This window comes from Klebsiella sp. JB_Kp042, from assembly GCF_040065275.1.
GTDB lineage: Bacteria > Pseudomonadota > Gammaproteobacteria > Enterobacterales > Enterobacteriaceae > Klebsiella > Klebsiella quasipneumoniae.
In genome coordinates, this window is sequence record NZ_JBEAJL010000009.1 from 79,988 (window position 1) to 99,178 (window position 19,191).

The window sequence follows — 19,191 nt, forward strand, 5'->3', positions numbered from 1 at the left end:
TGCAAAATGTTTGTAAAGATTGCCAGATATGTGAAAAGGGAGATACGGCGTACCGGCCGTATCTCCCTGCGATCAGGCGACGGCGTTCTCTTCCAGCTGGCGCATGAACTGGCGAACCCAATCCATCCGCGTCTTTCGCTCCTCGAGATCCTGCATGAACTTCAGGCGCGTCGGCCCGTCCAGGCGGAAGTGCTGCGCCTGCTTCTGCAGCAGGCCGATCAACCACACCGGATTGACGTTGTTTTTCTCGTTAAATTCGATCACGCCGCCTTTTTCATTGCTCTCCAGCTTACGGATCCCCAGCTTCTGCGCTTGCTGACGCAGACGGGCGATATCCAGCAGATTGCGGGCGGCGTCGGGCAGGCGGCCAAAACGATCGATCAGCTCGACTTTGATCTCCTCCAGATCCTGTTCGTTTTTGGCGCTGGCAATGCGCTTATAGAACGATAGACGAGTATTGACGTCGGGGATGAAATCATCAGGCAGCAGGGAAGGCATGCGCAGTTCGACTTCCGTCTGCTGGCTGGTGAGATCTTCCAGCGACGGCTCGCGCCCGGCTTTCAGGGCATCTACCGCATTCTCCAGCAGCTCCATATACAGGGAGAAGCCGATGGTCTCCATCTGACCGCTCTGATCTTCGCCCAGCAGCTCCCCGGCGCCGCGGATCTCCAGATCGTGGGTCGCCAGCGCAAAGCCGGCGCCAAGATCTTCCAGCGAGGCAATGGCTTCGAGGCGCTTTTGCGCATCGGTGGTCATCGCCTTCGGATGCGGCGTCAGCAGCCAGGCATAGGCCTGGTGATGGGAGCGGCCAACGCGGCCGCGCAGCTGGTGCAGCTGGGCGAGGCCAAAGTGGTCGGCGCGTTCGATAATGATGGTGTTGGCGGTGGGAATGTCGATCCCGGTTTCGATGATGGTGGTGCACACCAGCACATTGAAGCGCTGGTGATGGAAGTCATTCATCACCCGCTCCAGCTCGCGCTCCCGCATCTGACCGTGGCCGATGGCGATCCGCGCCTCAGGCACCAGCTCCGCCAGCTTGTCGGCGGCTTTCTGGATGTTCTCGACGTCATTAAACAAGTAGTAAACCTGACCGCCGCGCAGCGTTTCACGCAGGATCGCCTCGCGCACGACCAGCGCATCGTATTCGCGAACGAAGGTCTTTACCGCCAGGCGGCGCGCCGGCGGCGTGGCGATGATCGACAGATCCCGCATCCCGCTCATCGCCATGTTCAGCGTTCGCGGGATCGGCGTGGCGGTGAGGGTCAGGATATCGACATCGGCGCGCATCGCTTTGATGCGCTCTTTATGCCGCACGCCAAACCGGTGCTCTTCGTCGACGATCAGCAGCCCCAGATCGCGCAGCTTCACCTCGCTCTGCAGCAGCTTATGGGTGCCGATCAAGATATCGATTTTGCCTTCCGCGGCCTGCTCGAGGATCTGCGCCTGCTCTTTAGCGCTGCGGAAGCGGGAGAGCATTTCGATGCGTACCGGCCAGTTGGCGAAACGATCGCGGAAGTTGTCATAGTGCTGCTGAGCCAGCAGGGTGGTCGGCACCAGTACCGCCACCTGTTTGTGGTTCTCCACGGCGAGGAAGGCGGCGCGCATGGCCACTTCGGTCTTGCCGAAGCCCACATCGCCACACACCAGGCGGTCCATGGCCAGCGGCTGGCACATATCGCTGAGGACGGCGTTGATCGCCTGTGCCTGATCCGGCGTGGTTTCAAACGGGAAACCGTCGCAGAACAGCTGATACTGTTCGCGGTCGTGTTTAAAGGCAAACCCGGCTTTCGCCGCGCGCTGGGCGTAGATATCCAGCAGTTCGGCCGCTACGTCGCGTACCTTCTCGGCCGCTTTTTGCCGCGCCCGGGTCCAGGCATCGCCGCCCAGCTTGTGCAGGGGCGCGTTCTCTTCCGCTCCGCCGGCGTAGCGACTAATAAGATGCAGCGAGGAGACCGGAACGTATAATTTGGCATCGTTGGCGTAGGTCAGCATCAGGTATTCGCCGGTGATGCCGCCCGCCTCCAGGGTGGTCATCCCCGCATAGCGGCCCACGCCGTGTTCCAGGTGAACGACCGGCTGGCCGATATGCAGTTCGGCAAGGTTGCGAATTAGCGTGTCAGGGTTAATGGTGCGACGGGAATCCTGACGACGGCGCGCTACGCGCTCGCCGAGCAGGTCGCTCTCGCAAATCAGCGCCAGGCCGCGCTGGCTGTCGATAAACCCGTGCTCGGCGGCGCCAATCATCAGATAGCGCCCGTTGCCGGTGGCTTCCTCCAGGCGCAGCAGGTGTTTCGGCGCAATTTTGATCCGCGCCAGCATTTCGCTCAGCGCTTCCCGGCGACCCTCGCTTTCAACGGAGAAGATCACCGGACCGGCAAACGCGTCGAGGAAGCGGCGCAGATTATCCAGCGGCGCTTTGTTTTGCGCCAGGACGGCGAGGTCCGGCAGCGTCTGGTAGCCCAGGTTGGTATTCGCTGCTTTTTCGGCCAGGCGCTCGGTTTTCAGCTGAACGCGCGGCCACTTTTTCAGTTCGCTGAACAGCTCATCGCTGCGCAGCCACAGCAGTTCCGGCGGCAGGAGCGGGCGCATCGGATCGACGCCGCGGTTTTCAAAGCGGGCGCGGGCTTCATTCTGGAAACGCTCCGCGCTGGCCTCGAGATCGCCGGTGTTGACGATCAGCGTGCTGGCCGGGAAATAGCTAAATAACGGCGGCAGCGGCTCGCTGAAGAACAGCGGCTGCCAGTATTCGATACCGGCAGGCAGCGTCCCTTTACTGACCTGCTGATAGATATGCTCGGCGTCGCGCTTCACCTCAAAGCGGTCGCGCCACTGACTGCGGAACAGCTCGATGGCGGTCTGGTCGGTGGGGAATTCGTGCGCCGGCAGCAGGTTAATGGCCGCCACTTCCTCCAGCGTGCGCTGGCTGTCGACGTCGAACAGGCGCAGGCTGTCGATTTCATCGTCAAAAAAATCGAGGCGGTAGGGCTGGTCGCTGCCCATCGGGAACAGGTCGAGCAGCGCGCCGCGGGTGGCGTATTCGCCATGCTCCATCACCTGATCGACATGGCGGTAGCCGGCCCCCTCGAGCTGGTCGCGCAGCGCATCGCGCGACAGGCGCTGACCCTTTTTCATCACCAGCGCGTGGCCGTGAAGGAAGCTGTGCGGACAGACGCGCTGCATCAGCGTGCTGACCGGGACGATCAGCACGCCGCGCTGCATAGTGGGTAACTGGTAAAGGGTGGCAAGACGGGAGGAGATAATGTCCTGATGCGGCGAGAAGCTGTCGTAAGGGAGCGTTTCCCAGTCCGCCAGCCCCATCACCAGGCTGTCGGTGAACTGCCTGATCTCGTCGTTCAGACGCAGCGCGTTTTGCATGTCAGGCGCCACCAGCACCACCGGGCCCTTGTGGCGTTCGGCCATCTCCGCCACCAGGGTGGCGCAGGCTGCGCCGGTCAACTCGCCAAGCTGGCGCTGGTCACCGGCTTTCACCGGCAATGAGTATCGATATTGTTCAGGCATAGACGGTTTCATGGTCTCTTAGGGATTCGCTCTGCCGATATGGAGGGCAACTCGCTGATATTCAATAGTGAGATTATCCGCGATTGGTCTGGATTCGCCAACCCGAATTGCCATCGCGTGTTGAGTGAAGAAAGGTCAGCGCTGTCGATAAGCGTAAAGATTAATAAGTAAGTACTTATCTATCCGTTTGTATTTGCTTGATTTTTAGGATTATTGCTAATAAAGTCGTCAGGTATCAGTCATTTACGCTGCCCCTAATCGCTTATATACTCGGGAATCGGCTATCAGCAACCAGATGGATGACATGTACCAACCTGCCGCACTCTTTATCGGCCTGCGCTATATGCGCGGGCGCGCAGCCGACCGCTTCGGTCGTTTCGTCTCCTGGCTTTCCACCATCGGTATTACCCTCGGCGTCATGGCGCTGGTGACGGTCCTGTCGGTGATGAACGGCTTTGAACGCGAACTGCAAAACAACATCCTGGGGCTGATGCCCCAGGCCATTCTTAGCGCCAAACAGGGTTCGGTGAATCCCCAACAGCTGCCGGAGCGCGAGGCGAAACTCCAGGGCGTCACCCGCGTGGCGCCGATCACCACCGGCGACGTGGTGCTGCAGAGCGCGCGCAGCGTGGCGGTCGGCGTGATGCTGGGCATCGACCCGGCGCAGAACGATCCCCTGACACCGTACCTGGTGAACGTCAAACAGAGCGATCTGCAGGCGGGCAAATATAACGTGATTCTCGGCGAGCAGCTGGCGGGCCAGCTGGGGGTGAATCGCGGCGATAAAATTCGCGTGATGGTCCCCTCCGCCAGCCAGTTTACGCCGATGGGGCGCGTGCCGAGCCAGCGTCTGTTTACAGTCATCGGCACCTTCGCCGCCAACAGCGAAGTCGATGGTTATCAGATGCTGACCAACATCGACGATGCTTCCCGTTTGATGCGCTATCCGCTGGGGAATATCACCGGCTGGCGCCTGTGGCTGGATAAACCGCTGCAAGTGGATACCCTCAGCCAGCAGACGCTGCCGTCGGGCACCCAGTGGCAGGACTGGCGCGAGCGCAAGGGCGAACTGTTCCAGGCGGTGCGTATGGAGAAAAATATGATGGGCCTGCTGCTCAGCCTGATCGTCGCCGTCGCGGCCTTCAATATTATTACCTCGCTGGGGATGATGGTGATGGAGAAGCAGGGCGAAGTGGCGATCCTGCAGACCCAGGGGCTGACGCCGCGACAGATTATGGCCGTCTTTATGGTGCAGGGCGCCAGCGCCGGGATCGTCGGCGCGCTGCTGGGAGCCGTGCTTGGCGCGCTGCTGGCCAGCCAGTTGAATAATTTAATGCCGATCATCGGCGCCTTCCTTGACGGCGCGGCGCTGCCGGTGGCGATTGAGCCGCTGCAGGTCGTCGTGATCGCCCTGGTGGCGATGGCGCTGGCATTGTTGTCTACGTTGTACCCTTCCTGGCGCGCTGCCGCCACTCAACCCGCTGAGGCTTTACGTTATGAATAAGATCCTGCTGCAATGCGACAACCTGTGCAAACGCTATCAGGAAGGCAATGTGCAAACCGATGTCCTGCACAATGTCAGCTTCAGCATTGATGAAGGCGAGATGATGGCCATCGTCGGCACCTCCGGCTCCGGTAAAAGTACCCTGCTGCATCTGCTGGGCGGCCTCGATACGCCCACCTCTGGCGACGTGATTTTCTCCGGCCAGCCGATGAGCAAGCTCTCTACCGCCGCGCGCGCCGACCTGCGCAACCGCGAGCTGGGCTTTATCTATCAGTTCCACCATCTGCTGCCGGACTTTAGCGCGCTGGAAAACGTGGCGATGCCGCTGCTGATTGGCAAAAAGAAGCCGGCGGACATTGAACGTCAGGCGAAAGCGATGCTGCATGCGGTCGGGCTTGAACACCGCAGCCATCACCGTCCGTCGGAGCTCTCCGGCGGCGAACGCCAGCGGGTGGCGATTGCCCGCGCGCTGGTGAACAAGCCGCGGCTGGTATTGGCGGATGAGCCGACCGGTAACCTCGACGCCCGCAACGCCGACAGCATCTTCCAGCTGCTGGGCGAACTGAACCTCGCGCAGCGCACCGCGTTTCTGGTGGTGACCCACGACCTGCAGCTGGCGAAGCGGATGAGCCGCCAGCTGGAGATGCGCGATGGCCGCCTGACCGCCGATCTGACCCTGATGGGGGCCGAGTAATGGCCTCTCCGTTATCGTTATTAATTGCATTGCGTTTCAGCCGCGGCCGGCGGCGCGGCGGCATGGTGTCGCTGATCTCGGTGATCTCCACCATCGGTATTGCGCTGGGGGTGGCGGTGCTGATCGTCGGTCTCAGCGCGATGAACGGCTTTGAGCGCGAGCTGAACCACCGCGTGCTGGCGGTGGTGCCGCACGGTGAAATCGAACCCGTGAACCAGCCGTGGAATAACTGGCAGGAGGCGCTGGCGAAGGTGCAGAAGGTGAAGGGGATTGTCGCGGCGGCGCCCTATATTAACTTCACCGGCCTGGTGGAGAGCGGCAGCAATATGCGCGCCATCCAGGTGAAAGGGGTCGACCCGCAGCAGGAAACCCGGCTCAGCGCGCTGCCCACCTTTGTGCAGAATAACGCGTGGGCCGGCTTCAAGGCCGGCGAACAGCAGGTGATTCTGGGTAAAGGCGTCGCCGATGCCCTGCACGTGAAGCAGGGGGACTGGGTGTCGATCATGATCCCTAACGCCGACGCCGACCATCAACTGCTGCAGCCGAAACGCGTCAGGCTGCATGTGACCGGTATTTTACAGCTGAGCGGCCAGCTCGATCATAGTTTTGCCATGATCCCGATGCAGGATGCGCAGCAGTACCTGGAGATGGGCGGCAGCGTGACCGGCATCGCCATCAAGGTCACCGACGTTTTCCATGCTAACAAGCTGGTGCGCGACGCCGGCGAGGTGACCAACAGCTACGTCTACATCAAGAGCTGGATTGGCACCTACGGCTATATGTATCGCGATATCCAGATGATCCGCGCCATTATGTACCTGGCGATGGTACTGGTGATCGGCGTGGCCTGCTTCAACATCGTCTCGACGCTGGTGATGGCGGTCAAAGACAAAAGCGGCGATATTGCGGTGCTGCGCACGCTTGGCGCAAAAGACGGCTTAATTCGCGCGATTTTCGTGTGGTATGGTTTATTAGCCGGATCGGTAGGCAGCCTGTTCGGGGTGGTGATCGGCGTGATCTGCGCGTTGAATCTGACGTCAATCATCAACGGCATCGAATACCTGATTGGGCATAAATTCCTCTCCGGCGACATCTATTTTATTGACTTCCTGCCGTCTGAACTGCACTGGCTGGACGTCTTTTATGTGCTGGTGACAGCACTGTTGCTGAGTTTGCTGGCCAGCTGGTATCCCGCCCGCCGCGCCAGCCGTATCGACCCGGCGAGGGTGCTGAGTGGCCAGTAATTTATCGTCATCGTCGGCCTGGCTGACGACACAAGAGGAATTGCTGAAATGTACTATGGATTTGACATTGGCGGCAGCAAGATAGCGCTGGGCGTATTTAATCAGGAGCGGCGGCTGCAGTGGGAAAAACGCGTCGCCACGCCGAAAAGCAGTTATGAGGATTTTCTCCAGGCGGTGGAGGCGCTGGTCCGCGAGGCCGATGCGCGCTTCGACCGGCAGGGGACGGTTGGGATCGGTATCCCGGGGATGCCGGAAACGGCGGACGGCACGCTGTATGCCGCTAACGTGCCTGCCGCCAGCGGCCGGCCGCTGCGCGCCGACCTCAGCGCGCGGCTGGGGCGCGATGTGCGCCTCGATAATGACGCCAATTGCTTCGCGCTGTCGGAAGCGTGGGACGATGAGTTTACGCAATACCCGCTGGTGATGGGGCTGATCCTCGGCACCGGCGTGGGCGGCGGCCTGGTGTTGAACGGTAAATCGATTACCGGACATAGCTATATCACCGGCGAGTTTGGTCATATTCGTCTGCCGGTGGATGCCCTGGAGGTGGTCGGGCGTGATTTTCCGCTGCTTCGCTGCGGCTGCGGCCAGCTGGGCTGCATTGAAAATTATCTCTCCGGCCGCGGTTTCGCCTGGCTGTATGAACATTTTTATCAGCAACCGCTTACCTCGCCGGAGATTGTGGCGCAGTGGCAGCAGCACGATCCGCGCGCCCAGGCGCATGTAGAGCGCTATCTCGATCTGCTGGCGGCGTGTCTGGGAAATATACTGACCATTGTCGACCCGGATTTGCTGGTGCTCGGCGGTGGATTATCTAACTTTACGGCCATTAGCGAAGGGCTGGCGCAGCGATTGCCGCGCCATCTTCTGCCGGTCGCCAGGGTACCGCGCATTGAGCGCGCGCGCCACGGCGATGCCGGGGGAATGCGCGGTGCGGCCTTCCTTCATCTGAGCCATTAACCACAGAGGTAGCTATGCAGTCGCGCCGTTTACATCGATTGAGCCGTTTTCGTCGCAATAAACGTCAGTTGCGTGACCGTCTGCGTCAGCGGATTTTCTTTAGGGAGGACAGGATGAAGCCTGAAGCGATGGCCAAACCGAGAGTGGTGGTGTTAACCGGCGCGGGCATATCGGCGGAGTCGGGGATCAAAACTTTCCGCGCGGCCGATGGCCTGTGGGAAGAGCATCGGGTGGAAGATGTGGCGACGCCGGAAGGCTTCGCCCGCGACCCGGCGCTGGTGCAGGCGTTCTACAACGCCCGCCGTCGTCAGCTGCAGAGTCCGGAGATCGCGCCGAACGCGGCGCATCTGGCGCTGGCGCGTCTGGAGGATCTGCTGGGCGACCATTTTCTGCTGGTCACCCAGAATATCGATAATCTGCACGAACGCGCCGGCAACCGCCGGGTGATCCATATGCACGGCGAGCTGCTGAAGGTGCGCTGTTCGTGGAGCGGCCAGGTGCTGGAGTGGACCGGGGACGTCACCGCAGAGGACAAATGCCACTGCTGCCAGTTCCCGGCGGCGCTGCGTCCGCACGTGGTCTGGTTTGGCGAAATGCCGCTGGGGATGGACGAGATCTACAGCGCGCTGGCCGAAGCGGATATCTTTATCGCCATCGGCACCTCCGGCCACGTCTATCCGGCGGCCGGCTTTGTGCACGAGGCGCGACTGCACGGCGCCCATACCGTTGAACTGAACCTCGAGCCCAGCCAGGTGGGCAGCGAGTTTGCCGAAAAGCACTACGGGCTGGCAAGCGAAGTGGTACCCGCCTTTATCGATAAGCTGCTGCAGGAAAACGCGCTGTAAACTGAATCAGCCTGCCGGGGGGCAGGGCGACGCCCACCGCTTCCGGCAGCGCTGTTGACAAGGATGTCACGTCATGACAGGAGTCAGACCATGCATCATCCCCTGGTCATTGCATCGATCGCCTTGATCGCGTCCATTATCGTCGGCATCTGGAGCCAGCGTGCGCTACCTGAATACGCCGATAGCCGACCGATCCTCTTCCTGCTGTGCCTGTTGATCGGCACCGGCAGCGCGTTGTGCCTGCTGCTGGATGGCTTAGCCCTGCTGTTTACCGGTCAGGTCGCGACGGGCGGTGTGCGGGTATACGGCCCCATGCTGCTGCTGGTGGTGCTGTGGAAACCCCTCAACGGGCTCTTCGGCATCATTGAAGATTTTGTGCAACGGCGAGCCGAAAAAGGGAAGGACAAAGGCCAGCCCGACGATGGGCGACGCTGAGCCGCTTTCCTCTGAAGCGCGCATCACGTACTCCAGGCTATCGTCAGTCCCCGGCAGTCGCTCTGGCGATATCGCCCGGACCGGCGCCGGGCAATGCCCTTCATCATATCATTCTCGGCTTCTCCTTTCTGAGCGATTACCCGCGATAATTTTGTGCGTGACCGCTGATTTCCGTACGTTTTTTTGTGCAGACCGGCAAATGTAGACCAGATTCAATAGGCGTCCGCACGTTCGCGCCGCGACCCTGTTCCCCCGCCCGGAAGTCTGTAAAGGAGACCCCGCCATGCCGTCACCGATGATTTATCAGGATCTCACTACCACCGCGCTGCTCAGCCATGCGGCGCAATACCACAGCGAGACGGAGATCGTCTCGGTGGGCGCCGGCGGTGAGAAGGAGCGCAGCAGCTGGGGGGAAATGGCCAGCCGCGCTCAGCGGCTGGCATCGGCGCTGGCGTCGCTGGGGCTGCCGCCGGGTGCCCGCTGCGCCACCCTCGCATGGAACAATCGCCGCCACCTGGAGATCTATTTTGCCGTCGCCTCCGGCGGCTGGGTGACGCACACCGTCAATCCGCGGCTGTCGGTTGACCATCTGCGGTATATCCTCAACGACGCTGCCGACGAGGTGCTGTTCTTTGACCAGACCTTTTTGCCGCTGGTGGCGCAGCTCCTGCCGCAGCTGCCGACGGTGAAACACGTCGTGCTGATGGCGCCCCGCAGCGAAGCGGCGCTCAGCCAGCTGCCCTCATTGCTGTTTTTTGACGAACTGTTGCAGCAGGGGATGGCAGACTATCGCTGGCCGCCGCTCAATGAACTGACGCCGGCCTCGCTCTGCTACACCTCGGGGACCACCGGCCGACCGAAAGGGGTGTTGAATACCCATCGTTCGCTGGTCCTGCATGCCCTGAGCGGCAATCAGCCGGACGCCGCCGGGATCTCGGCCAGGGATAGCCTGTTGCCGGTGGTGCCGATGTTCCATGTCAACGCGTGGGGGACGCCGTTTATCGCCGCCATGGTCGGCGCGCGGCTGGTGCTGCCGGGGCCGCACCTCGATGGCGACAGCCTGCTGCAGCTGCTGGCCGCCGAGAAGGTGACGGTGGCGTTCGGCGTGCCGGTGATCTGGGCCGGTCTGTTGGCGGCGATGCGGCGGTCGGACATGCGGCTGCCTGATTTTAAACGTGCGTTTGTCGGGGGCTCCGCGCTGCCGCCGTCGATGATGGAGGCCTTTCAGCACGATTACGGCATTACGCTGATCCACGCCTGGGGAATGACCGAAACATCGCCCATCGGCACCATTAACACGCTGTTGAGCAAACATGACGCACTCCCGGCGCCGGAGCAGCAAAAACAGCGTACCGGTCAGGGGCGGCCTATTTTTGGCATCGAGCTACAGGTGGTGGATGTCGAGGGCGACCCACTGCCCATGGACGGTCAAAGTCAGAGATATCTGCAGGTCAGAGGGCACTGGGTGGTGGAGCAGTACTATGGTCAGGACGAAAGCGCCCTGACCGCGGCAGGCTGGTTTGATACCGGCGATATCGGTACGCTCGACGCCAATGGTTATCTGGTGATCAGCGATCGGGCAAAGGATATCATCAAGTCCGGCGGCGAGTGGATCTCCACCGTTGAGCTGGAGAATATCGCCATCGCGCATCAGGCGGTGCGCAGCGCGGCGGCCATCGCCGCCCGCCACCCGCGCTGGGACGAGCGGCCGGTGCTGCTGTGCGTTCGCGTGGAAGGGGGCGAAGTGGAAGAGAGCGATCTGCTGGCCTGGTTTGAGAAACGGGTGCCCAAATGGCAGATCCCGGACCGGGTGATATTTGTCGATGCGCTACCGGTCAGCGCCACGGGCAAGGTGCTCAAGAATCAGCTGCGCCAGGCCTATGGAGAGATTTTAATGAGTGAGGGAAAATGAGCCACGCGCGACCCGGTCTGACGACCTGCTCTCAGTATGACGCAGCGCTGCACGCCTTGTCGGCGGCGCGCCAGCGCTGGGCGGAGACTTCAGTGAATCGTCGTCTGGCGCTCCTGCGCCAGATCAAGGATGCCCTGGCTTCAATTGCTCCTGCGTGGGTGGAGGCGGCGGCGAGGGCCAAAGGACTACCGCCAGGCGATCCGCTGACGGGCGAAGAGTGGCTGGCAGGCCCCTGCGCGCTGATGGTCGGCTGCAACGGGCTTATCGCCACCCTGGAGCAGCTGGAGGAGAAAACCTTTCTCCGGCGGATCCCGCTGCGGACGCTGGCGGACGGCCGTCTGGCGCTGCGGGTAGTGCCCGGCACGCTCTGGGATCGACTGTTGCTGTCTGGTGTTCGCGCTGAAATTTGGATGCAGCCGGGGGTCACCCGGGCCAATCTCGATCGCTGCGCGGCAGCCGCATACGATATCCCGCCGGCCGCGCGGCAGGGCAAGCTGGCGCTGGTGCTCGGCGCCGGGAATGTGGCCGCTATCGCGCCGCTGGACGTATTACACAAACTGTTTATTGAAAATCAGGTCTGCCTGCTGAAGCTCAACCCGGTGAATGATTATCTGCACGATCTGCTGGCTCAGGCTCTGGCGCCGCTGATCGCCATGGATGCGCTCCGCATCGTCACCGGCGACGCCCAGGCGGGGGCGTGGCTGACCACCCATCCCGCTGTCGATGAGATCCATATCACCGGCTCGCGGGAGAGCCATGACGCTATCGTCTGGGGCGATGGTGAGGCGGCTCGCCAGCGTCGGGCCGCCGGGACGCCGCTGAACCCGCGTCGGGTGACCTCGGAGCTGGGCGGCGTCAGCCCTACCATTATCGTCCCCGGTCCGTGGAGCGAGGCGGATATCGCTTTTCAGGCGCAGCAGCTGGCGACGCAGAAGATGAACAATGGCGGGTTTAACTGCGTGGCCAGCCAGGTGCTGATCCTGCAGCAGGGCTGGGAGCCGGCGTCGGCCCTGCTTAGTCAGCTGTACCGGCTGATCGCCGCCAATACCCGTCCGGACTATTACCCCGGCGCGGAAAACCGGCTGACTGACTTTCGCCTGCGCGCCCGTCAGCCGCTGGAGATAGCCCGCGGCGACGCGCTGCCGTTGATTGTGGCGAACACCGAGGATGATCCGGACTTCTGCCAGCAGGAGGTCTTTGGCCCGGGGCTGTCGATCACCCGCCTTGAGGCCGACAGCGCGGAAAGCTTTTTGCGCCAGGCGATCGGCTATGCCAATCAGCGGCTGCAGGGCACGCTGGGGGCCAATATTGTGATCCACCCGCGCACCCGCAAGGCGATTGGGCGTAAGCGTTTTAACGCGCTGATCGCCGAGCTGCGCTATGGCACGGTGGCGATCAACTGCTGGAACGGGGTGGCCTTCCTGTTAGCTCCCTGCCCGTGGGGGGCGTTTCCCGGCCACAGGCTCGACGATATTCAGAGCGGGCAGGGCAAGGTGCATAACAGCTTTATGCTGGAGAAAACCGAGCGCACGGTGATTGAGGCGCCGTTTCGGCCGTTTCCGCGCAGTCTGTGGCATGGCGAACTGACGCTGATGCCCCTGCCGCCCTGGTTTATTACTCACCGGGGGCAGGAAGCGGTGGCGCAGCGGCTAGTGGATTTTTACCATCGGCCGCGCTGGCGCAAGCTGCCGGCGATCCTCTGGCGCGCGCTGAGGGGCTAAAGTGAGGACAAAAAAAGGGCGGAACCGCGGTTCCGCCCGGCGGGATTAGCGGCCCGCTTTCAGCTTCTGGTAATACTCTTCATAAATAGCGCTGGCGCTGCCGACGTCATTTTGCCATTCGCCTTTCTCGATGGTGGCGGCGTCCGGATAGAGCGATTTATCGTTGGCCACGGCCGGGCTGAGCATTTTGCGCGCCGCCAGGTTTGGCGTGGGGTAGCCGATGGTTTCCGCGACCTGCTTGGCGACATCCGGGCGTAGCAGGAAGTTAATCAGCTTCAGCGCGCCGTCGACGTTTTTCGCATTTGCCGGGATCGACAGGCTGTCCATCCAGAAGATGCCGCCTTCTTTCGGCCAGATCACTTCCAGCGGCGTACCGGCCTGGCGGGCGACGTAAGCCGAACCGTTCCATACCATGCCGAGGTTCACTTCGCCTTCCATATACGGGTTCGCCGGGTTATCGGAGTTAAACGCCGCGACGTTGGGCATCAGTTTTTTCAGCTCGTTATAGGCGGCTTCAATCTCTTTCGGGTCGGTAGTGTTGCCGGAATAGCCCAGCTTACGCAGCGCTATCTGGAACACTTCGCGCGCGTCGTCGGTCAGCAGCAGGCTGCTTTTGTATTCCGGCTTCCACAGGTCGGCCCAGCTGGTGACGGTTTTCGGATCGATAGCGTCGCTGTTGACGCCGATGGCCGTCGCCCCCCAGATGTAGGGGATGGAGTAGTCGTTATTCGGGTCGAACGGTTTGTTCAGCATCTGCGGATCGAGGTTGCTGAAGTTAGTCAGCTTGCTCTTATCGATCTTCTGCAGCATGCCTTCTTTACGCATCTTGTCGACGAAGTAGGTCGACGGGACGACCAGGTCGTACGCCCCGTCTTTATAGGTCTTGAGCTTGGCGTACATGGTTTCGTTCGACTCGTAGGTCGAGTAGATAACCTTGATGCCGGTCTCTTTGGTGAACTGCTCCAGCAGGCCCGGCGGCACATATTCGGTCCAGTTGTAGAAGTAGAGCGTTTTGCTGTCGTCCGCGTGGGCGGCACTCATGCCGATTGCCAGAGCGCCCGCCGCGAGCAGGTGGCGTGACCATTTTTTCATTTTAACGTCCCCTGAGTTTTATCACGTGCAATTAACTGACTGGCGATGACCATCACCAGCGACAGAACCAACAGTATCGTTGCCAGAGCGTTCACCTCTGGCGAAACGCCGACCTTGACCATCGAATAGATCTTCAGCGGCAGGATTTCATACCCCGGACCGGTGACGAACGAGGAGACCACCACGTCATCCATCGACAGCGTGAAGCTCAGCAGCCACCCGGCCGCCACCGCCGGCAGGGCCAGCGGCAGGATGATTTTGCGCAGGATGGTCATCTCGCTGGCGCCCAGATCTTTCGCCGCCTCCAGCATCCGCACATCGAAGCCTTTCAGCCGGGAGTAAACGGTGACCACCACAAACGGCAGGCAAAAGGTGATATGCGAAAACAGCAGCGACCAGAAGCCAAGCTGGACGCCAATCAGCATAAACAGCACCAGCAGGGAGATGGCCATGACAATATCGGGCGACATCATCACCACAAACAGCATGCCGCTAACGAACGGTTTGCCGCGAAAACGGTAGCGGTACAGCGCCACGGCGGTTAGCGAGCCGATAAGGGTGGCGAAGGTCGCCGACAGCACCGCCATGGTCAGCGAGTGCTGGGCGGCCTGCAGCAGGCTATCGTTGTTCATCAGCAGACTATACCAGTCGGTGGTGAACCCCTGCCAGTTGATGCCGAAACGCGACCGGTTAAACGAGTTAACGATCAGAATAATAATAGGGATGTAGAGATACGCGTAGATGGCGGTCATAAAGCCGCCGCGCAGCAGTCGACCGATCATTCCAGCTCCACCTTTTTATTCAGCAGGCGCGCCGCGCGCCAGTAAATCAACAGCATCAGGCCCATCACCAGGGTTAAGGTAATGCTGGTTGCCGCGCCGAACGGCCAGTCGCGAATATTGAGGAACTGGCTCTTGATCACATTGCCGATCAGCAGGTTCTTGGCGCCGCCCATCAGGTCGGAAACGTAGAACAGCCCCATCGCCGGCAACATGACCAGCAGGCAGCCGGCGATGATCCCCGGCATGGTCAGCGGAATGATGATGCGGATAAACGTCTGCAGCTTGCTGGCGCCGAGATCTTTCGCCGCTTCCAGCAGCGGCCGATCCAGTTTCTCAATGCTGGAGTAGAGCGGCATCACCATAAACGGCAGCAGGATGTACACCAGGCCGATAATCACCGCCGACGGGGTGAACATAATGCGTATCGGCGTGTCGATCACTCCCAGCCACAGGAGAAACTCGTTCAGGTAGCCTTTGGTGCTGAGGAAAATCTTCAGCCCGTAGATGCGGATCAATGAGTTGGTCCAGAAGGGAACGATCAGCAGGAACAGCAGCAGGGGCCGCACCTTCTGCGGCAGCCGGGCAAGGAACCACGCAAACGGGTAGCCCAGCGCCAGGCAGGCGAGGGTCGCCAGCAGCGCCATGTTCAGCGAATGCAGCAGCACGTCGTAATAGAGCGGATCCAGCAGCCGCGAGTAGTTGTCCAGCGTGAAGACCAGCTTGACGAAGTTAGCGTCGTCGCGGGTCAGGAAGCTGGTGGCGATGATCATCAGGTTGGGCAGAAAGACAAACAGCACCAGCCAACCGACGATGGTGGCGATCACCACATTCTGGAATTTACTGGTGTTCTTCATCGGCCAGCACCACCTCCCAGCTCTCCACCCAATTGATAGACATTTTCTGGTCAAGAGAGTGGTCGAAATCCGGGTCGTCTTCGTTAAAGAATTCGCTGACCATCACCATTTTGCCGTTTTCCAGCTCCACCACCGACTCGAGGGTCATGCCCTTATAGTTGCGCTCGCGCACATAGCCGATCAGGCCGTCGGCGTCGCTGTTGTGGTGGATCTCATCGACGCGCAGATCTTCCGGGCGCAGCAGGACATGCAGACGCTGGCCGGCCTCCACCGCAAAATTGACGGTGATATTGCATTCACGCCCTTCCACGCTGGCCCGCACGCGCTGTTCGTCGAGGCGTTCAATGACCGTGGCGTCGAAGATATTGATCTCGCCGATAAAGCTGGCGACGAACAGGTTTTTTGGCTCTTCGTAGATCTCGCGCGGGGTGCCGTCCTGTTCGATTTTGCCATCACGCATCACCACGATGCGATCGGACATGGTCAGGGCCTCTTCCTGGTCGTGAGTGACGAAGACGAAGGTGATGCCGAGCTTACGCTGCAGCGCTTTCAGTTCGTTCTGCATCTGCTTGCGCAGCTTGTAATCCAGCGCCGAAAGGGATTCATCGAGCAGCAGCAGGCGCGGTTTGTTGACCACCGCGCGGGCGATGGCCACGCGCTGCTGCTGGCCGCCGGAGAGCTGGTGCGGTTTGCGCTGGGCAAACGTCTCCAGCTGCACCATCTTTAAGGCATCCATCACCCGCGGAGTGATTTCCGCCGCCGGGGTTTTCTGCATCCGCAGGCCGAAGGCGACGTTCTCGAACACCGTCATATGCGGAAACAGGGCGTAGCTTTGGAATACGGTATTAACGTGGCGGTTTTCCGCCGGAACATGAGTGATATCGTGATCTTCGAGATGGATCCGTCCGCTGTCGACGTTTTCCAGGCCGGCGATAAGGCGCAGAACGGTGGTTTTACCGCAGCCAGAGGGGCCAAGCAGGGTGAGAAACTCACCATTGTTGATGGTCAGGTTAAGGTTATCGATGACCGTTTTACCATCAAAGCTTTTGCGAATTCCCGCCAGTTGCACCAGCGGCGAACGCGAACGCGGTTGTATATTCAATTTTTGACTCTGTCCCATGTAGACGCAACGGAAACTTCCGACCGCTGCGGGGTTTGTGATTAACCACCTTTGGGGTTGCACGTTTTTAATAAGGGCCAGCATTCTACGGCAAACGAGGGTAATCGCCAATCCTTGATACGCCTGCATAGTCTACCTTTACACCATAACGTCGGTTCCGTTATTAAATTTCGCTTTACGGGCTAAGAATGACCTGACGCAATATTTGTCTTTTCTGGCTTATCAATAATGTTGTCACAAAAGAAGAGGGTGGCTACATGGATAAATTGCTTGAGCGTTTTTTGCAGTACGTTTCTTTGGACACGCAGTCGAAGCCTGGCGTTCGTCAGGTCCCCAGCACGGAAGGGCAGTGGAAGCTGTTACGCCTGTTGCAGGCGCAGCTGGAAGAAATGGGACTGGTCAAGGTAACGCTGAGTGAAAAAGGGACGGTAATGGGAACCCTGCCCGCCAACGTCGAGGGCGATATCCCGGCCATCGGCTTTATCTCTCACGTCGACACCTCCCCGGATTTCAGCGGCAAAAACGTTAACCCGCAGATTGTCGAAAACTATCGCGGCGGCGATATTGCGCTGGGTATCGGCGATGAGGTGCTCTCCCCGGTGATGTTCCCGGTTCTGCATCAGCTTTTGGGGCAGACGCTGATCACCACCGACGGGAAAACGCTGCTGGGGGCGGACGATAAGGCCGGCATCGCCGAGATCATGACCGCGCTGGCGACCCTGCAGGCGAAAAACATCCCCCACGGCGATATCCGCGTGGCCTTCACCCCCGATGAAGAAGTCGGAAAAGGGGCGAAGCATTTCGACGTCGAGGCCTTTGACGCCCGCTGGGCCTATACCGTTGACGGCGGCGGGGTCGGCGAACTGGAGTTTGAAAACTTCAATGCCGCCTCGGTGACCATTAAGATCGTCGGTAACAACGTGCACCCTGGCACCGCGAAAGGGGTGATGGTCAACGCGCTGTCGCTGGCCGCGCGGATTCATGCCGAAGTGCCGGCCGACGAGGCACCGGAGACCACCGAAGGCTATGACGGCTTTTATCATCTCACCAGCATCAAAGGCAGCGTCGATCGGGCCGAGATGCACTACATCATCCGCGATTTTGACCGTAAGCACTTCGAGGCGCGCAAGCGCAAGATGATGGAGATCGCCAAAAAGGTGGGCAAGGGGCTGCACCCGGACTGCTATATCGAGCTGGTGATCGAGGACAGTTATTACAACATGCATGAGCAGGTGATCGCCCATCCGCACGTTGTCGATATTGCCCGCCAGGCCATGGTGGACTGCGATATCGAACCGCAGATGAAGCCGATCCGCGGCGGTACCGACGGCGCGCAGCTCTCGTTTATGGGACTGCCATGCCCGAACCTGTTTACCGGCGGCTACAACTATCACGGCAAACATGAGTTTGTCACCCTGGAAGGGATGGAGAAAGCGGTGAAGGTGATCGTGCGTATCGCCGAGCTGACGGCGGCACGAAAAGGGCATTAATCTTCTCAGGCAGCCCGGTAGGGCCGCGAGTCGGACAAGACGCCGGATGGCGGCTGCGCCTTATCCGGCCTACAGTCCAACCGGTGACTGCGGAACCCGTAGGCCCGGCAAGCGCAGCGCCGCCGGGCAGCCAACAGCAGAGCGGATACTCGTTTTTATGCCGGATGGCGGCTAACGCCTTATCCGGCCTACGGTCCAACCGGTGGCCGCGGAACCCGTAGGCCCGGCAAGCGCAGCGCCGTCGGACGGTCAACAGCAGAGCGGGTACTCGTCTTTATGCCGGATGGCGGCTGCGCCTTATCCGGCCTACAGTCCAACCGGTGGCCGCGGAACCCGTAGGCCCGGCAAGCGCAGCGCCGCCGGGCAAAAGCGATAAGGCTAATACTGAGGAGGGAACCTCACATGTCTGATTATCGTAGCAGTTATATCCCCGGCGGCTGCTGGTTCTTCACCGTTAACCTGCAAAATCGCCACAGCGATCTCCTGACGCGGCATATTGCTCATCTGCGTACCGCTACAGCGCTGGTTAAAAGCAAAAAACCTTTTCTGATTAACGCCTGGGTGGTTTTACCGGAGCATATGCACTGCATCTGGACCCTGCCTGAGGGGGATACCGATTATTCCGGTCGCTGGCGGGATATTAAAAAAACGTTTACCCGGGCGCTGGCGCAGCGTCACATCTGGCAACCGCGCTTCTGGGAACATGCCATCCGTAATGAAGAAGATTACCGGCGGCATATGGATTACGTTTATATCAATCCCGTTAAGCACGGTTATGTCCGTCGGGTGCAGAATTGGCCGTATTCGACCTTTCATCGTGATGTGCGCCGGGGATGGTACCCCCCGGAGTGGGCGGGTGAGGTAAGCGAATTTGATGCAGGCGAGAGGCGATAATGCTCGGGTAAGACATTGCCGCCATCGAAACCACAAAGTGCCGGATGGCGGCTGCGCCTTATCCGGCCTACGGTCCAACCGGTGACTGCGGAACCCGTAGGCCCGGCAAGCGCAGCGCCGCCGGG

The 19,191-nt window shown here is 60.5% G+C and carries 16 protein-coding genes; 11 read left to right on the top strand and 5 right to left on the bottom strand.

What is annotated here, in order from left to right; translation table 11 throughout:
- Positions 1 to 72: 72 nt before the first annotated feature.
- Complete coding sequence (mfd, locus tag ABLV54_RS01925; RefSeq protein ID WP_248860974.1) at positions 73 to 3,519, bottom strand: transcription-repair coupling factor; 3,447 nt, start codon at positions 3,517 to 3,519, stop codon at positions 73 to 75.
- A gap of 39 nt (positions 3,520 to 3,558) precedes the next feature.
- On the opposite strand from mfd, the gene ABLV54_RS01930 reads away from it, so the two are divergent.
- From ABLV54_RS01930 to ABLV54_RS01970, 9 genes are all read left to right on the top strand, one after another.
- A complete protein-coding gene (locus ABLV54_RS01930) occupies positions 3,559 to 3,690 on the top strand; it encodes a hypothetical protein (protein ID WP_032428740.1) in 132 nt (43 codons plus the stop codon).
- Between the two features lie 133 nt (positions 3,691 to 3,823).
- The gene (gene lolC / locus ABLV54_RS01935; RefSeq protein WP_023289151.1) at positions 3,824 to 5,023 is read left to right on the top strand and encodes a lipoprotein-releasing ABC transporter permease subunit LolC; all 1,200 of its coding nucleotides are present in this window, start codon (positions 3,824 to 3,826) and stop codon (positions 5,021 to 5,023) included.
- Positions 5,016 to 5,717 carry a lipoprotein-releasing ABC transporter ATP-binding protein LolD gene (gene lolD / locus ABLV54_RS01940; RefSeq protein WP_032452447.1) on the top strand — a complete coding sequence of 234 codons (702 nt, stop codon included), beginning with the start codon at positions 5,016 to 5,018 and terminating at the stop codon, positions 5,715 to 5,717. The genes lolC and lolD overlap by 8 nt, the downstream gene beginning before the upstream one ends.
- Positions 5,717 to 6,961, top strand: a complete 1,245-nt coding sequence (lolE, locus tag ABLV54_RS01945; RefSeq protein WP_023289152.1) for a lipoprotein-releasing ABC transporter permease subunit LolE — start codon at positions 5,717 to 5,719, stop codon at positions 6,959 to 6,961. Before lolD ends, lolE begins: the two co-directional genes overlap by 1 nt.
- 48 nt (positions 6,962 to 7,009) lie before the next feature.
- A complete protein-coding gene (gene nagK, locus ABLV54_RS01950) occupies positions 7,010 to 7,921 on the top strand; it encodes an N-acetylglucosamine kinase (RefSeq protein ID WP_050534259.1) in 912 nt (303 codons plus the stop codon).
- Between the two features lie 14 nt (positions 7,922 to 7,935).
- Positions 7,936 to 8,766 (top strand): Sir2 family NAD+-dependent deacetylase, encoded by an 831-nt coding sequence (cobB, locus tag ABLV54_RS01955; protein WP_017898959.1) that lies wholly within the window; start codon positions 7,936 to 7,938, stop codon positions 8,764 to 8,766.
- Positions 8,767 to 8,856: 90 nt separating this feature from the next.
- Complete coding sequence (locus ABLV54_RS01960; protein WP_050534260.1) at positions 8,857 to 9,201, top strand: hypothetical protein; 345 nt, start codon at positions 8,857 to 8,859, stop codon at positions 9,199 to 9,201.
- A 283-nt stretch (positions 9,202 to 9,484) separates the two neighbouring features.
- The gene (locus ABLV54_RS01965; RefSeq protein ID WP_050534261.1) at positions 9,485 to 11,113 is read left to right on the top strand and encodes a long-chain fatty acid--CoA ligase; all 1,629 of its coding nucleotides are present in this window, start codon (positions 9,485 to 9,487) and stop codon (positions 11,111 to 11,113) included.
- A complete protein-coding gene (locus ABLV54_RS01970; protein ID WP_050534262.1) occupies positions 11,110 to 12,834 on the top strand; it encodes an aldehyde dehydrogenase family protein in 1,725 nt (574 codons plus the stop codon). Before ABLV54_RS01965 ends, ABLV54_RS01970 begins: the two co-directional genes overlap by 4 nt.
- A gap of 45 nt (positions 12,835 to 12,879) precedes the next feature.
- Here the strand turns inward: ABLV54_RS01970 and potD are convergent, their stop codons facing one another.
- From potD to potA, 4 genes are read right to left on the bottom strand one after another with little or no spacing between them, the layout of a single operon-like run.
- The gene (potD, locus tag ABLV54_RS01975; protein ID WP_023289157.1) at positions 12,880 to 13,926 is read right to left on the bottom strand and encodes a spermidine/putrescine ABC transporter substrate-binding protein PotD; all 1,047 of its coding nucleotides are present in this window, start codon (positions 13,924 to 13,926) and stop codon (positions 12,880 to 12,882) included.
- Complete coding sequence (potC, locus tag ABLV54_RS01980; RefSeq protein ID WP_004150813.1) at positions 13,923 to 14,708, bottom strand: spermidine/putrescine ABC transporter permease PotC; 786 nt, start codon at positions 14,706 to 14,708, stop codon at positions 13,923 to 13,925. Before potC ends, potD begins: the two co-directional genes overlap by 4 nt.
- Positions 14,705 to 15,562, bottom strand: coding sequence for a spermidine/putrescine ABC transporter permease PotB (gene potB, locus ABLV54_RS01985; RefSeq protein WP_004150812.1), 858 nt, complete (start codon positions 15,560 to 15,562; stop codon positions 14,705 to 14,707). Before potB ends, potC begins: the two co-directional genes overlap by 4 nt.
- Entirely contained in the window at positions 15,546 to 16,682 is a 1,137-nt protein-coding gene (gene potA, locus ABLV54_RS01990) for a spermidine/putrescine ABC transporter ATP-binding protein PotA (RefSeq protein ID WP_032452454.1), read from the bottom strand. Before potA ends, potB begins: the two co-directional genes overlap by 17 nt.
- A 257-nt stretch (positions 16,683 to 16,939) precedes the next feature.
- On the opposite strand from potA, the gene pepT reads away from it, so the two are divergent.
- Entirely contained in the window at positions 16,940 to 18,172 is a 1,233-nt protein-coding gene (gene pepT / locus ABLV54_RS01995; RefSeq protein WP_050534263.1) for a peptidase T, read from the top strand.
- 402 nt (positions 18,173 to 18,574) lie between these two features.
- Positions 18,575 to 19,066, top strand: coding sequence for a transposase (locus tag ABLV54_RS02000; RefSeq protein ID WP_050534264.1), 492 nt, complete (start codon positions 18,575 to 18,577; stop codon positions 19,064 to 19,066).
- Positions 19,067 to 19,191: the final 125 nt, after the last annotated feature.

Bases quoted from the DNA above. Each gene is read 5' to 3' on its own strand.
- pepT (WP_050534263.1), top strand. From the start codon at position 16,940: ATGGATAAATTGCTTGAGCGTTTTTTGCAGTACGTTTCTTTGGACACG.
- cobB (WP_017898959.1), top strand. From the start codon at position 7,936: ATGCAGTCGCGCCGTTTACATCGATTGAGCCGTTTTCGTCGCAATAAA.
- potB (WP_004150812.1), bottom strand. From the start codon at position 15,562: ATGAAGAACACCAGTAAATTCCAGAATGTGGTGATCGCCACCATCGTC.
- ABLV54_RS01960 (WP_050534260.1), top strand. From the start codon at position 8,857: ATGCATCATCCCCTGGTCATTGCATCGATCGCCTTGATCGCGTCCATT.
- lolC (WP_023289151.1), top strand. From the start codon at position 3,824: ATGTACCAACCTGCCGCACTCTTTATCGGCCTGCGCTATATGCGCGGG.
- ABLV54_RS01970 (WP_050534262.1), top strand. From the start codon at position 11,110: ATGAGCCACGCGCGACCCGGTCTGACGACCTGCTCTCAGTATGACGCA.
- ABLV54_RS02000 (WP_050534264.1), top strand. From the start codon at position 18,575: ATGTCTGATTATCGTAGCAGTTATATCCCCGGCGGCTGCTGGTTCTTC.
- ABLV54_RS01965 (WP_050534261.1), top strand. From the start codon at position 9,485: ATGCCGTCACCGATGATTTATCAGGATCTCACTACCACCGCGCTGCTC.
- potA (WP_032452454.1), bottom strand. From the start codon at position 16,682: ATGGGACAGAGTCAAAAATTGAATATACAACCGCGTTCGCGTTCGCCG.
- potD (WP_023289157.1), bottom strand. From the start codon at position 13,926: ATGAAAAAATGGTCACGCCACCTGCTCGCGGCGGGCGCTCTGGCAATC.
- mfd (WP_248860974.1), bottom strand. From the start codon at position 3,519: ATGCCTGAACAATATCGATACTCATTGCCGGTGAAAGCCGGTGACCAG.
- lolE (WP_023289152.1), top strand. From the start codon at position 5,717: ATGGCCTCTCCGTTATCGTTATTAATTGCATTGCGTTTCAGCCGCGGC.
- nagK (WP_050534259.1), top strand. From the start codon at position 7,010: ATGTACTATGGATTTGACATTGGCGGCAGCAAGATAGCGCTGGGCGTA.
- lolD (WP_032452447.1), top strand. From the start codon at position 5,016: ATGAATAAGATCCTGCTGCAATGCGACAACCTGTGCAAACGCTATCAG.
- ABLV54_RS01930 (WP_032428740.1), top strand. From the start codon at position 3,559: ATGGAGGGCAACTCGCTGATATTCAATAGTGAGATTATCCGCGATTGG.
- potC (WP_004150813.1), bottom strand. From the start codon at position 14,708: ATGATCGGTCGACTGCTGCGCGGCGGCTTTATGACCGCCATCTACGCG.